Source organism: Variovorax sp. LjRoot84 (assembly GCF_964254305.1).
Taxonomy (GTDB): Bacteria; Pseudomonadota; Gammaproteobacteria; order Burkholderiales; family Burkholderiaceae_C; genus Variovorax.
On sequence record NZ_CAXUTE020000001.1, the window covers coordinates 941,293 to 955,513 of the forward strand.

The following is a 14,221-nucleotide window of genomic DNA, read 5'->3' on the forward strand; positions in this document are numbered from 1 at the left end:
CCCAAGAATCGCCCTAGGTCCCACGCCGTGGGCCGAATTCCTAGGAGACGACCAAATGGCAGCCACACTTGATTCACGGGGAAGGCCGATGCCCGTACCCCGGCCCATGTCCTCGGAGGAGAAGAAAGTCATCTTCGCCTCTTCGCTCGGCACCGTGTTCGAGTGGTACGACTTCTATCTCTACGGTTCGCTCGCGGCGATCATCGCCAAGCAGTTCTTCAGCGGCCTGGATGCGGGCGCGGCCTTCATCTTCGCGCTCTTGGCCTTCGCGGCGGGCTTCCTGGTGCGGCCCTTCGGCGCCATCGTGTTCGGCCGTCTCGGCGACATGATCGGGCGCAAGTACACCTTCCTGGTGACCATCCTGATCATGGGCTTGTCGACCTTCATCGTCGGCCTGCTGCCCAGCTACGCGACCATCGGCGTCGCGGCGCCGGTGATCCTGATTGCGCTGCGCATGCTGCAAGGCCTCGCGCTCGGCGGCGAGTACGGCGGTGCTGCCACCTACGTGGCCGAGCACTCGCCGCACGGCAAGCGCGGCGCCTACACCTCGTGGATCCAGACCACGGCCACGCTGGGCCTGTTCCTGAGCTTGCTGGTCATCCTCGGTGTGCGCACCTGGATCGGCGAACAGGCCTTCAGCGACTGGGGCTGGCGCATTCCGTTCCTGGTTTCGATCGCGCTGCTGGCCATCTCGGTGTGGATCCGGCTCTCGCTCTCCGAGTCGCCGGCCTTCCAGAAGATGAAGGCCGAGGGCAAGACCTCGAAGGCGCCGCTGACCGAATCCTTCGGGCAGTGGAAGAACCTCAAGATCGTGATCCTGGCACTCGTCGGCCTCACCGCCGGCCAGGCCGTGGTCTGGTACTCGGGCCAGTTCTATGCGCTCTTCTTCCTGACGCAGCAGCTCAAGGTGGACGGCATCACGGCCAACCTGATGATTGCCGCATCGCTCCTGATCGGCACGCCCTTCTTCGTGGTGTTCGGCACGCTGTCCGACAAGATCGGCCGCAAGCCCATCATCATGGCCGGCTGCCTGCTGGCCGTCGTCACCTACTTCCCGGTCTTCAAGATGCTGGCCGAAGCGGCCAACCCGGACCTGGCCAGGGCGCAGGCGACCGCTGCCGTGACGGTGACCGCCGATCCCGCGACCTGCTCCTTCCAGGGCAATCCGGTCGCGCGCGAAATCGACTTCAGAAGCTCGTGCGACATTGCCAAGCGCTACCTGGCGCAGAACTCGGTGAGCTACGAGAACGTCGCAGGTGCGCCGGGCTCGAAGGCGATCGTCAAGATCGGCGACAAGACCGTCGAAGCGCCGACCGGCACCGTGGTGAGCTCGAAGTTCGACGAGGCCTCCACCAAGAGCATCGCAGCGTTCAAGAAGAGCATCGGCGATGACCTGAAGGCCGCGGGCTACCCGTCCAAGGCCGACCCCGCCAAGATGAACAAGGTGGTGATCGTCGCCATCCTGACCTACCTCGTGATCCTGGTCACGATGGTCTACGGCCCGATCGCCGCCATGCTGGTGGAACTGTTCCCGACACGCATTCGCTACACCTCGATGAGCCTGCCGTACCACATCGGCAACGGCTGGTTCGGCGGTCTGCTGCCGCCCATCTCCTTCGCGATCGTGGCCAGCACCGGCAACATGTTCAACGGCTTGTGGTATCCGATCGTGATTGCCGCCATGACCCTGGTCATCGGCACGCTCTTCATCCGCGAGACGAAAGACGTCGACATCTACGCCAACGACTGAAATCGGAGGGCTCCGGCCCTCTGTTCAACAAAGGGGCTTCGCGCCGGAACGGCACGAGGCCCTTTTCTTGAACATTCAGGAGACTCAACCCATGTGGAAACTCGCCGTCGGCTTCGTCATCTTCGCCGCCATTGCCCTGTTCGTGATCATGCAAGCGGGGGACAAGGTCGACATGTCGGGTGAGAAGCACGGCGGCGACACGATGCATGCGCCGGAGCCGGCCGCGCCGGCGGCCAGCGCGCCGAAGTAAGCGGCTTCAGCGTTTGAACTTTCCGTCGCTGATGATGGACAGATCGGCGAAATCGATCCCCGAGTGGTCCTGCGGCGAGTAGCTCACCTCCAGGCCGCCGCCCAGGTCGAGGTTGCGGATGCTCTCCAGCGCGGCGAGCACCTTGGCGCGGGTCGGCTTCGGGCCGGCGCGGCGCAGCGCCTCGACCAGCACCTTGGCCGAGGCGAAGCCTTCCAGGGCGGCCGGCGAAAGCTCGTTCTGCCCCTTGGCGCGCGCCAGCGCCAGCGCTTCCTTGACCATCGGATGGCCGATCGAGCGTTCGTTGGGGAACACCTGCGCCACGATCACGCCGCGGCTCGCTTCGCCAAGTTGCTTGATGAAGCCCGATGAGGCGTTGTTGGACAGCGTGACGACCTGGGCCGCCGAGCCCGCCGCGCGCAGCGCCTTGACGCCTTCGACCACCGCGGTGCCGGAGCCGATCCACACCACGGCCTGCGCATTGGCGGCCGTGATCTTCGGCACGATGGCCGCGTAGTCGGGCTTGTCGCGGTCGGCCGTCACCGTCGCGGCCGGCGTCGCCTTGGCCTTGTTGAAGCCGTTCATGGCACCTTCGAGCGCGTCCTGGCCGAAGGAGTCGGTCACATGCACCACCGCAATCCGGCTCACGCCGATGGTGAGCAGGTGCGCCACGGCCTTCTCTGCCTCGCGCTGGTAGGTCGAGCGCACGTTGAACACGTGCTTCTGCACCGGCTTGTGCAGCACCATGGCGCCGGTGGAGGGGCCGATCAGCGCCACGTCGTTCTTGTCGAGCCACGGGATGATGGCCTGCGAATGCGGCGTGCCGCGGCTCATGAACAGCGCCACCACCTTCTTTTCCTCGATCAGCACGCGTGCGTTCTCGCTCGCCCGCTTGACGTCGAAGCCGTCGTCCATGCGCAGCACCTCGATCTTTTCGCCGCCGATGCCGCCCTGAGCATTGGCCGCATCGATCACCAGCTGCGCGCCGGCGATCGTCTCGTTGACGCTGGCGGCGACCGAGCCCGTCATGCCGGCCGTCTGGCCGATCAGGATCTGCGCCGAAGCGCTCATGGTGCCGAGCGCCAGCACGACGGCTGTGCAAAGCACGCGCATCTTGTTCATGGAGGATCCTTAGAGAGGAGTGGGAGCGGAGAAAGGCAAGGGCACTATTTGTTACCAAATGTCGCTTAGCCCTTATTCGGGAAAACCCCTGCCTCTCGACCGGCCATGTGCAGCTTTGCACGAAGCCCGCGCCGGCTTCCTAGAATGTCTGCCCCACCCCCAAGGCACTCATGACACAGGGCTCCATCCGGATTCGCGGTGCACGCCAGCACAATCTCCAAAACCTCGACCTCGACATTCGCACCGGCGAGATGACGGTGGTCACCGGCCCGAGCGGTTCGGGCAAATCGAGCCTGGTGTTCGACACGCTCTATGCCGAGGGCCAGCGCCGCTATGTCGAGACCTTCTCGGCCTATGCACGGCAGTTTCTCGACCGCATGGACAAGCCGGCGGTCGACAAGGTGGAGGGCGTGCCGCCCGCCATCGCGATCGATCAGACGAACCCCGTGCGTTCTTCGCGCTCGACCGTCGGCACGATGACCGAGCTCAACGATCACCTCAAGCTGCTGTTCGCGCGCGCAGCCCAGCTGTTCGACCGCGAGACCGCGCTGCCGGTGCGCCACGACTCGCCTGACACCATCTATGCCGAGCTTGCTTCGCGCGCGGCCGCGGCCGGCGATCCGCGCGTGGTGCTGACCTTCCCGGTCGAACTGCCGGCCGGCACCACGGCCGATGAGGTCACGCAGTGGCTGTCGGCCAGCGGCTTCACGCGCGTGCAGAGCGAGCGCGAGATCGCCACGCCGACCGGGCCGCGCAAGGTGCTGGACGTGGTGGCCGATCGCTTCCGCATGGCCGGCGCGGAAAGAGCGCGGGTGATCGAGGCGATCGAGGTCGCGCTCAAGCGCGGCAGCGGGCGGCTCACGGTCTACGCGCTGTCCGCAGACGAAGGTGCGGCGCCGGAGATCTGGAAATTCTCGACCGGCCTGCACTGCCCCGAAAGCGACATCCGCTACGGCGACCCGATCCCGTCGATGTTCTCCTTCAACTCGGCCGTGGGCGCCTGCGAGATGTGCCGCGGCTTCGGCCGCGTGATCGGCGTCGACCTCGGCCTCGTGATTCCGAACGACAAGCTCACGCTGCGCGCCGGCGCCATCAAGACCATCCAGACGCCGGCCTGGAAGGAAGCGCAGGACGACCTGATGCGCCATGCCGAGGCGGCCGGCATTCCGCGCGACACGCCGTGGAACAAGCTCACGCCCGAGCAGCAGGCCTGGGTGATCGAGGGCTCGCCCAACTGGAAGGGCAAGTGGAACCAGCAGTGGTATGGCGTGCGCCGCTTCTTCGGCTACCTGGAGAGCAAGGCCTACAAGATGCACATCCGCGTGCTCTTGTCCAAGTACCGCAGCTATACGCCGTGCCCGACTTGCGCGGGCGCGCGTCTCAAGCTCGATAGCCTGTTGTGGCGTATCGGCACGAAGGAAGATGCCGACGCGGTGCTCGAACCCTCGAAGCGCTTCATGCCGGTCGGCGTGAAGTGGTCGCGCGAGCAGCTGGAGGCGCTGCCGGGGTTGTGCCTGCATGACCTGATGCTGCTGCCGATCGAGCGGCTGCGGCGCCTGTTCGACGGCATCGAGAGCCATGGCAACAGCAGCACCGTCAGCGACGGCGACGTGCAAGCGCTCAAGCTGCTCTTCGAAGAAATCACCACGCGGCTGCGCTACCTGCACGACGTCGGCATCGGCTACCTCACGCTCGACCGCCAGAGCCGCACGCTCAGCGGCGGCGAGGTGCAGCGCATCAACCTCACGACCGCGCTCGGCACCTCGCTGGTCAACACGCTGTTCGTGCTCGACGAGCCCAGCATCGGCCTGCATCCGCGCGACATGAACCGCATCACCGAGGCCATGCTGCGCCTACGCGACGCCGGCAACACGCTGGTGGTGGTGGAGCACGACCCGGCCGTGATGCTGGCCGCCGACCGCGTCATCGACATGGGCCCCGGCCCCGGCGTGCGCGGCGGGCAGATCGTGTTCGACGGCAGCACCGACGCCCTGCGCGACGCCGAGACGCTGACCGGCCAGTACCTCGGCGGGCGCAAGCAGATCGGCATGGGCTTCCGCCGCATGGTGAGCGAGAACACGCCGCGCCTCATTCTCGAAGGCGTGCGCGAGCACAACCTGCAGAACATCACGGTCGAGCTGCCGCTCTCGCGGCTGGTCTGCATCACCGGCGTCAGCGGCTCGGGCAAGTCGACCCTGATCCAGGACGTGCTGGCGCCCGCGCTGATGCGCCACTTCGGCAAGGCGACCGAATCGCCCGGCGCGCACGACCGCATGCTCGGCGCCGATCATTTGAGCGACGTGGTCTTCGTCGACCAGTCGCCGATCGGCAAGACGGCGCGCTCCAATCCCGCGAGCTACGTCGGCGCCTGGGACGCGATCCGCGAGATCTTTGCCACCGCGGCGCTCTCGCGCCAGCGCGGCTACACCGCATCGAAGTTCAGCTTCAACAGCGGCGACGGGCGCTGCCCGATCTGCGGCGGCTCGGGCTTCGAGCACGTGGAGATGCAGTTCCTCTCCGACGTCTACCTGCGCTGCCCCGACTGCGACGGCAAGCGCTATCGGCCCGAGATCCTGGAGGTGAGGATCGAGCGCGCGGAGCGCAGCTTCAACGTGGCCGACGTGCTCGAGCTCACGGTGGCCGAGGCCGCCGCCATCTTCACGAACGACCGCGAGGTGCTGCGCGTGCTGCAGCCGATCGCCGACGTGGGCCTGGACTATGTCAAGCTCGGCCAGCCCGTGCCCACGCTCAGCGGCGGCGAAGCCCAGCGCCTCAAGCTCGCCGGCTTCCTCGCCGAGGCGGCCAAGAACGGCAGCGCCAGCAAGCAGCCGCTGGCGCGCAAGGGCACGCTGTTCCTGTTCGACGAGCCGACCACCGGCCTGCACTTCGACGACATCGCGCGCCTGATGCGCGCGCTGCGCAAGCTGCTCGACGCCGGCCATTCGCTGGTGGTGATCGAGCACAACCTCGACGTCATCCGCGCCAGCGACTGGCTGATCGACCTCGGCCCCGAGGGCGGCGAGGGCGGCGGCCAGGTGGTGGCGGTTGGCACGCCCGAGCAGGTGCGCGAGAACCGCGCCTCGTTCACCGGCGCCGCGCTGCTCGACTACGACCTGGCCGTCGGTCCCGGCGCCTACAAGGTGGCGGAGCGGGCGGCGCGCTCTTATGCGGCGCGCGCGAAGCCGGCGTCCGGCCGCGACGCGGTCCAGATCGTCAACGCGCGCGAGCACAACCTCAAGAACCTGTCGGTCGACATTCCGCGCGGCAAGTTCAGCGTGGTCACCGGCGTCAGCGGCTCGGGCAAGTCCACGTTGGCTTTCGACATCCTCTTCAACGAGGGCCAGCGCCGGTACCTCGAATCGCTCAACGCCTATGCGCGCAGCATCGTGCAGCCGGCCGGCCGGCCGGAGGTGGATGCGGTCTACGGCATTCCGCCGACGGTCGCGATCGAGCAGCGCCTCTCGCGCGGCGGCCGCAAGAGCACCGTAGGCACCACCACCGAGGTCTGGCACTTCCTGCGCCTGCTCTACGTCAAGCTCGGCATCCAGCACTGCATCCACGACGGCGCCGCGGTCCAGCCGCAGACGCCCGACAGCATCGCGGCGCAACTGCTCAAGAACTTCAAGGGCCAGCACATCGGCCTGATGGCGCCGTTGGTGAGCAACCGCAAGGGCGTCTACACCGAGCTGGCCGACTGGGCGCGCCCGCGCGGCTACACGCACCTGCGGGTGGACGGCGAGTTCCTGCCCACCGCCGGTTTTCCTCGCATCGACCGCTTCAAGGAGCACAGCATCGAGCTGCCGGTGGCCAGCCTCGATGTGCTGCCTTCGGAAGAGACCGCACTGCGCCAGGCGCTGGCCAAGGCGCTCGAACACGGCAAGGGCGTGGTGCAGGTGCTGAGCGATCTCACCGGCCTGCGCGGCGCCATGATGGCCAACGCGCCGACCGGCGGCATCGGCCGCACGCACGTGTTCTCCACGCTGCGCGCCTGTCCGGTCTGCAGCACCAGCTATGCGGAGCTCGATCCACGCCTCTTCTCCTACAACAGCAAGCACGGCTGGTGCCCCGACTGCGTGGGCACCGGCGTCAAGCTCACCAAGGAACAGCGCAAGGTCTACGACGACTCGGTGATGGCCGACGACCAGAAGGGGCGCGAGCAGACCTTTGCGGAGCCCGAGGCCGAGGACGTGGGCGACGTGGTGTGCCCGACTTGCGAGGGGACGCGGCTGAATGCGACGGCGCGGGCGGTATTGTTTGGCGGCGGGCGTGCCCCTCACCCCAACCCTCTCCCCAACGGGGAGAGGGAGCCGAAGCCCGCACTGCTCCCTCTCCCGCTTGCGGGAGAGGGCTGGGGTGAGGGCGGTATCGGCATCACCCAGCTCGCGCGCATGAGCGTCACCGACATCCGCATCTGGTTCGAGCAACTGGCATTGACCGGTCGCCAGGCGGAAATCGCGCGTGACCTGGTGCCGGAGATCAAGAGCCGCCTCGAATTCCTCGAAGAGGTGGGCCTCGGCTACCTCACGCTCGACCGCGGCGCGCCGACGCTTTCCGGCGGCGAGGCGCAGCGCATCCGCCTCGCGGCGCAGCTCGGCAGCAATCTGCAGGGCGTGTGCTACGTGCTCGACGAGCCCACCATCGGACTGCACGCGCGCGACAACCAGATCCTGCTGGACGCGCTGCACAAGCTGGGCGACAAGGGCAACACGCTGGTGGTGGTGGAGCACGACGAAGACACCATCCGCCGCGCCGACCACATCATCGACATCGGCCCCAGCGCTGGCAAGCGCGGCGGCCGGCTGGTCGCCGAGGGCTCGGTCGCCGACCTCGAGCGCGCGGGCGATTCGCAGACCGGGCGTTATCTGCGCGATGCGATCAAGCATCCGCTGCAGCCGCGCCGTCCGGTGCCGGCGCCCGAGCCCGGCGCGCCCGGCTGGCTCAGCGTGCGCGGCGCCGACCTGCACAACCTGCAGGAAGTCACGGTCTCGCTGCCGCTGCATCGGCTGGTCGCGGTGACGGGCGTCAGCGGCTCCGGCAAGTCGACGCTGGCGCGCGACGTGCTGCTGGCCAACGTGTACGCGGTCGTGGTCCAGCGCATGACCAAGGCCGGCCGCGATGCCGACGCCGCAGGCAAGCGCCCGGCCTGGGCGGGCTGCAAGGGCGTCGAGGGCTACGAGACCATCGACCGCGTGCTGGAGGTCGACCAGACGCCGATCGGCAAGACGCCGCGCAGCTGCCCGGCCACCTACATCGGCTTCTGGGACACCATCCGCAAGCTCTTCGCCGACACGCTGGAGGCCAAGGCGCGCGGCTACGGGCCGGCGCGCTTCAGCTTCAACACCGGAGAAGGCCGCTGCCCTGGCTGCGATGGCGCCGGCGTGCGCACCATCGAGATGAGCTTCCTGCCCGACGTCAAGGTGCCTTGCGAGGTCTGCCACGGCGCGCGCTTCAATCCCGAGACACTGGCCGTGAGCTGGCGCGGCAAGAGCATCGGCGATGTGCTGCAGATGGAGGTCGACGAGGCGGTCGAGTTCTTCGCCGCCATGCCCAACATCAGCCATCCGCTGCAGCTGCTCAAGGACGTGGGGCTCGGCTACCTCACGCTGGGCCAGCCTTCGCCGACGCTTTCCGGCGGCGAGGCCCAGCGCATCAAGCTCGTGACGGAGCTCAGCAAGGTGCGCGACGATGTCACGCGCCGCGGCAACAAGGCGCCGCACACGCTCTACGTGCTCGACGAGCCGACCGTCGGCCTGCACATGGCCGATGTCGAGAAGCTGATCCACGTGCTGCATCGGCTGGTGAACGGTGACCACAGCGTGGTGGTGATCGAGCACGACCTCGACGTGATCGCCGAGGCCGACTGGCTGATCGACCTCGGCCCCGAAGGCGGCAACGGCGGCGGGCGCGTGGTCGCCGCGGCGCCGCCCGAGGAGGTGGTGAAGCTGCGTACGCACACCGGCGTGGCGCTGGCGCCGGTGCTGGCGCGCGGGGCCGGCCGGCATGAGGTGCTGAAGCTGCCTGTGCCACCTGTGCCACCTGTGCCGGTGCAGCCGGCCGTGCCGGTCCGGGCGCGCAAGGAAGCCTGATGCTCACCGTCTACAACGACCAGCACGTGCTGCACCACGGCAAGGTGGAGATGTTCCGCGGCGAGCTGGTGCCTTGCTTCGAGGTGCCGGCGCGTGCGGACTACGTGCTGCGGGAACTGAAGGAGCGTGGGCTCGGCCCGATCGAAGGCCCTGCCGAGTTCGACGACGCGGCCATCGCGCGCGTCCATGCGCCGCGCTATCTCGAATTCCTTGCAGGCGCCTGGGACGAATGGGTCGCGCTAGATCCTGCCAATGCGGCCCGCGATGCGCTGCCGTCGTACTGGCCGATCCGTACCTTTCGCTCCGACGTGCTGCCGGCGAGCTTCCCGGCGCGCCTGGGCTTGTTCTCGTACGACTCGGGCTCGCCGCTCACTGCAGGCACCTGGACGGCGGCGCGGGCCGGTGCCGGCTGTGCGCTCTCCGCCGCGGCGCATGTGCTGCGCGGCGAGCGCGCCGCCTTCGCGCTCACGCGTCCGCCGGGCCATCACGCGGGCGCCGACTTCTTCGGCGGCTACTGCTTCCTCAACAACGCGGCGATCGCGGCGCAGGCGCTGCGCGACGCCGGCGTCGAACGGGTCGCGGTGCTGGACATCGACTACCACCACGGCAACGGCACGCAAGCCATCTTCTACGAGCGCGCCGACGTGCAGTTCACCAGCATCCACGGCGACCCGCACACCGAGTACCCCTACTACCTGGGCTATGCCGACGAAGAGGGCGTGGGCGCGGGGCTGGGTTTCAACCGCAACCTGCCGCTTGCGCGCGGCACCGGCTTCGCGCGCTGGCGCGAGGCGCTGCAGAGCGCGCTGCGCGGCATCGTGGACTTCCGGGCGGGCGCGCTGGTCGTGTCGCTCGGGCTCGATACCTTCGAGGGCGATCCGATCGCCGGCTTCAAGCTCGCCACGCCCGACTACCTGCGCATCGGCGAAGACTTGGCGCACGCCGGCCTGCCGACCGTGTTCGTGTTCGAGGGCGGCTATGCGGTCGCCGAGGTCGGTACCAACGCGGTCAATGTGCTCGACGGCTTCATGCAGCGCGCCGGCTGAACGGCGGCGCTGACGCCTGCGCGACGCGCCCCGGGGTGAAACCCGATTGCCCTCGCGAGGCGCGCGCTGCCAAATGGCTGCCCCTGCAATCCGGAGCCCGTCTCATGTTTCGTCGTTCTCTCTTGTGCCTCGCCCTGCTCGGCTTCGCGGCCACCGCCGCCCATGCGCAGGCCTTCCCGAGCAGGCCCATCAAGCTGGTGATTGCCTTCCCCGCGGGCGGCCCGACCGACATCACGATGCGGCAGCTGGCCGAGAACGCCTCGAAGATCATCGGCCAGCAGGTCGTGGTCGAGAACAAGCCCGGCGCCGGCGGCACGCTGCCCGCGCAGGCGCTGCAGACCGCGCCTGCCGACGGCTACACCATCGCCCAGATCCCGCTCGGCGTGTTCCGCCTGCCCTACACGACCAAGATCAACTGGGACCCGGTCAAGGACATCAGCTACGTCATCAACGTCACCGGCTACGCCTTCGGCATCGTCGTGCCGGCCGACAGTCCGTTCAAGACATGGAAGGACTTCGTCGCCTATGCCAAGGCCAATCCCGGCAGGCTGACCTATGGCTCGACCGGCAACCTGACCAGCCCCCACCTCACGACCGAGCTGATCGCGCAGAAGGCCGGCATCGAGCTGCAGCACGTGCCCTACAAGGGCAGCGCCGACCTGATGCTCGCCGTGCTCAGCGGCCAGCTGATGGCTGCGGCCGACAGTACCGGCTTCGCGCCGCAGGTGGAGGCAGGCAAGCTGCGTGTGCTCAACACCTGGGGCGAAAAGCGACTGGCCAAGTTCCCCGATGCGCCGACGCTGAAGGAGCTGGGCCTGGACATCGTGCAGAACTCGCCCTTCGGCATCGGCGCGCCCAAGAGTACGCCGCCCGAGGTGGTGAAGAAGCTGCACGACGCCTTCAAGCAGGCGATGGAAGAGCCCAGCTACGTCGCATCGCTGGGCCGCTACGACATGCTGCCCATCTACATGAGCTCGGCCGACTACACGAAGTTCGCCCAGACCACCTTCACGCGCGAGAAGGCACTGATCGAGAAGCTGGGGCTCGCCAAGCCGCAGTGAGCGCCCCGTGACCGAATCGCTGCACGTCGTCTGCCCGCATTGCCACACGACCAACCGCGTGCGCAGTGCGCAGCTGGGGAGCGCGCCCGACTGCGGCAAATGCCACCGGCCGCTGTTCGTCGGCCACTCCACGGCGTTGGACGAAGCCGCCTTCGACCGCCATCTCGGCCGCAACGAGATCCCGATGCTGGTCGATTTCTGGGCGCCGTGGTGCGGCCCCTGCATCCAGATGGCACCCGCCTTCGAGCAGGCCGCCGCCCGGCTCGAGCCGCAGTTCCGCCTGGCCAAGGTCGACACCGAAGCTGTGCCGGCGCTGGGCGCGCGCTTCGGCATCCGCAGCATTCCCACCTTGGCGCTGTTCAGCGGCGGGCGCGAGATTGCGCGGCAGGCGGGCGCGATGGGTAGCGCCGACATCGTCCGCTGGGCGCAGGCGCAGCTTCGCTAGGCCGCTTCAGCGGCTGTCGAGCAGCGCGGCCGCCACTTGCGCGAAACCGGCGCCGCGCTCGCCGGCGCTGATGTAGCGCGGCAGCGTCGTCAGCTGCGGCTCGAAGCGGCGGATGTTGGCCACGCCCACGCTGTGCGGGAAGCGCTCGAACATCAGCACGTCGTTGGTCGAGTCGCCCACGTAGACCCAGCGATCGAGCTCGGCGCCCAGGTCGCGGCCGAAGAGCTCGCGCACGATCCAGCAGGCGCCGACCCACTTGTTGTGGTCGCCGAACCAGCCGTTGATGTGGATCGAGCTCACCGTCGCGTTCATGCCTTCGGCGCGCATGATCTGCACCGCCTGCGCGATCTGCGCTTCGCCCAGGTGCGCGAATTCGCTGTGGTCGATTGCGATGTCGGTCTCGCGGCCCGGCGAGTCGGTGGCGCGCCTGGCGCCCGACACTTCGCGCTCGACGCGCGCCAGGGCCTGCTGCATGCGTGCGAAGTTGGCGCTGCGCGTCGCGGCATCCTGGCGGTAGCGTTTGTCGAGCGCACCCGACGGTGAAGCCGCGAGCGCCACCGCGCCGTTCTCTGCAACGATCGCATCGACCGGCCAGACCGGCGCGAAGGGCTCGCTCCAGCCCACGGAACGGCCGGTGATCGCGATCACCGGCAGGCCAGCCGCCTTCAGGTCGTGCAGCGCCTGCAGCGCATCGGACGTGATGGCGCCCTCGGTGGTCAGCGTGTCGTCGATGTCGGTAAGGACGCCTGCGATTTGCTGGCGATCTTCAGTGGGCCATGCGCTCAGTGGGAGCATCAACCGGCCGTTTGAAGTGCAAGCCCCGCATGCTCGCGCAGCGGATGGAAATGGATCTTCGGGAAGCGCTCCTGCGCCAGCCGCACGTCGTAGGGTGAGGTGCAGAGGTAAGCCAGCGTGTTCGCTGCGTCGAGTGCCATGCGCGCCGGGTAGGCGTCGGTGAAGGCTCGCAGCTCGGCCGGCGTGTCGGCCGTGATCCAGCGCGCGCCGGTGTATTGGCAGCCTTCCAGCCGCACGTCGGCGTCGTATTCGGTCTTCAGGCGATGCTGCACCACTTCGAACTGCAGCTGCCCCACGGCGCCCAGCAGCATCGGCCCGCCGACCTCGGGCCGGAACACCTGGATCGCGCCTTCCTCGCCGAGCTGGGCCAGGCCCTGCTGCAGCTGCTTGGTGCGCAGCGGGTTCTTGAGAATCACGGTCATGAAGAGCTCGGGCGCGAAGAAGGGCAGGCCGGTGAACTGCAGCGAGGCGCCGTCGGTGATGGTGTCGCCCAACTGCACACCCCCGTGGGTGGTGAAGCCGACGATGTCGCCCGCATAGGCCTCTTCCACCGCCTCGCGGCGCTGGCTCATGAAGGTCACGACGCTGGTGGGGCGCAGCTCCTTCGCGGTGCGCTGCACCTTGAGCTTCATGCCCGGCGTGTACTTGCCCGAGGCCATGCGCACAAAGGCGATGCGGTCGCGGTGATTGGCGTCCATGTTGGCCTGCACCTTGAAAACGACGCCGGCGAAGTCCTTGTCTTCTGGCTGGATCTCCTTGACCACCGGCTGCCGGTTGACCAGCGTGGTGCTGGTGCGCGGCTGCGGCGGCGGCGCGAGGTCGACCAGCGCGTCGAGCACTTCCATCACGCCGAAGTTGTTGACGCCGGAGCCGAAGAACACCGGCGTCTGCTTGCCGGCGAGGAAGGCCACGCGGTCCCAGGTGGGCGAGGCGCCGGTGGCGAGCTCCATGCTCTCCATGGCGGTGTCGAACTCGTGACCGAAGCGCTTCTGCAGCGCTTCGCGCTCGGCCAGCGGCATGGCTTCGAAGTCCTGCGGCAGCCGTTCGCTGCCCGACTCGAACACCGTCATCGCCTGCGTGCGCAGGTTCACGATGCCGCCGAAGCTCTTGCCCTGGCCCACCGGCCAGGTCATCGGCACGCAGGGCATGCCGAGTTCGCGCTCGATCTCGTCGAGCAGCTCCAGCGGCTCGCGCACCTCGCGGTCCATCTTGTTGACGAAGGTGATGATGGGCGTGTCGCGCTGGCGGCAGACCTCGATCAGGCGGCGCGTCTGCGCTTCGACGCCGTTGGCCGCGTCGATCACCATCAGGGCCGAGTCGACCGCGGTCAGCACGCGGTAGGTGTCTTCGGAGAAGTCCTTGTGGCCCGGCGTATCGAGCAGGTTGATCACGTGCTCGCGGTAGAGCATCTGCATCACCGAGCTGGCCACCGAGATGCCGCGCTGCTTCTCGATCTCCATCCAGTCGGAGGTGGCGTGGCGCGAGGCCTTGCGCGCCTTCACCGAACCGGCGATCTGGATCGCGCCGGAGAACAGCAGCAGCTTCTCGGTCAGCGTGGTCTTGCCGGCGTCGGGGTGGGAAATGATCGCGAAGGTGCGGCGGCGGCGGGTTTCGGAGGCGAAGGTCATGGGGGTGAACGCGGAGCGCGCTCACGGGCGCGGGCTGCTGG

At 68.1% G+C, this 14,221-nt stretch carries 9 protein-coding genes; 6 read left to right on the plus strand and 3 right to left on the minus strand.

What is annotated here, in order from left to right; translation table 11 throughout:
* Positions 1–55: 55 nt before the first annotated feature.
* Positions 56–1,750, plus strand: coding sequence for an MFS transporter (locus ACSQ9I_RS04735; RefSeq protein WP_093109503.1), 1,695 nt, complete (start codon positions 56–58; stop codon positions 1,748–1,750).
* A 91-nt stretch (positions 1,751–1,841) separates the two neighbouring features.
* Positions 1,842–2,000 carry a hypothetical protein gene (locus tag ACSQ9I_RS04740; RefSeq protein ID WP_170855687.1) on the plus strand — a complete coding sequence of 53 codons (159 nt, stop codon included), beginning with the start codon at positions 1,842–1,844 and terminating at the stop codon, positions 1,998–2,000.
* Positions 2,001–2,006: 6 nt separating this feature from the next.
* Here ACSQ9I_RS04740 and ACSQ9I_RS04745 read toward each other — a convergent pair whose 3' ends face one another.
* A complete protein-coding gene (locus ACSQ9I_RS04745) occupies positions 2,007–3,119 on the minus strand; it encodes an ABC transporter substrate-binding protein (protein WP_436302857.1) in 1,113 nt (370 codons plus the stop codon).
* 170 nt (positions 3,120–3,289) lie between these two features.
* Here ACSQ9I_RS04745 and uvrA point away from each other — a divergent pair, with 170 nt between their 5' ends.
* The 4 genes from uvrA to trxC all read left to right on the plus strand — a co-directional run bounded on the left by uvrA (position 3,290) and on the right by trxC (position 11,757).
* Positions 3,290–9,205 (plus strand): excinuclease ABC subunit UvrA, encoded by a 5,916-nt coding sequence (gene uvrA / locus ACSQ9I_RS04750; protein ID WP_436312424.1) that lies wholly within the window; start codon positions 3,290–3,292, stop codon positions 9,203–9,205.
* Entirely contained in the window at positions 9,205–10,251 is a 1,047-nt protein-coding gene (locus ACSQ9I_RS04755) for a histone deacetylase family protein (protein WP_436293787.1), read from the plus strand. The genes uvrA and ACSQ9I_RS04755 overlap by 1 nt, the downstream gene beginning before the upstream one ends.
* A 104-nt stretch (positions 10,252–10,355) precedes the next feature.
* A complete protein-coding gene (locus tag ACSQ9I_RS04760) occupies positions 10,356–11,312 on the plus strand; it encodes a tripartite tricarboxylate transporter substrate binding protein (RefSeq protein ID WP_093109506.1) in 957 nt (318 codons plus the stop codon).
* A 7-nt stretch (positions 11,313–11,319) separates the two neighbouring features.
* On the plus strand, positions 11,320–11,757 hold the full coding sequence (gene trxC, locus ACSQ9I_RS04765; protein WP_436312425.1) for a thioredoxin TrxC: 438 nt from the start codon (positions 11,320–11,322) through the stop codon (positions 11,755–11,757).
* Positions 11,758–11,763: 6 nt separating this feature from the next.
* Here trxC and ACSQ9I_RS04770 read toward each other — a convergent pair whose 3' ends face one another.
* On the minus strand, positions 11,764–12,552 hold the full coding sequence (locus ACSQ9I_RS04770; RefSeq protein ID WP_436293785.1) for an HAD-IIB family hydrolase: 789 nt from the start codon (positions 12,550–12,552) through the stop codon (positions 11,764–11,766).
* Complete coding sequence (locus ACSQ9I_RS04775; RefSeq protein WP_436302861.1) at positions 12,552–14,180, minus strand: peptide chain release factor 3; 1,629 nt, start codon at positions 14,178–14,180, stop codon at positions 12,552–12,554. Before ACSQ9I_RS04775 ends, ACSQ9I_RS04770 begins: the two co-directional genes overlap by 1 nt.
* Positions 14,181–14,221: the final 41 nt, after the last annotated feature.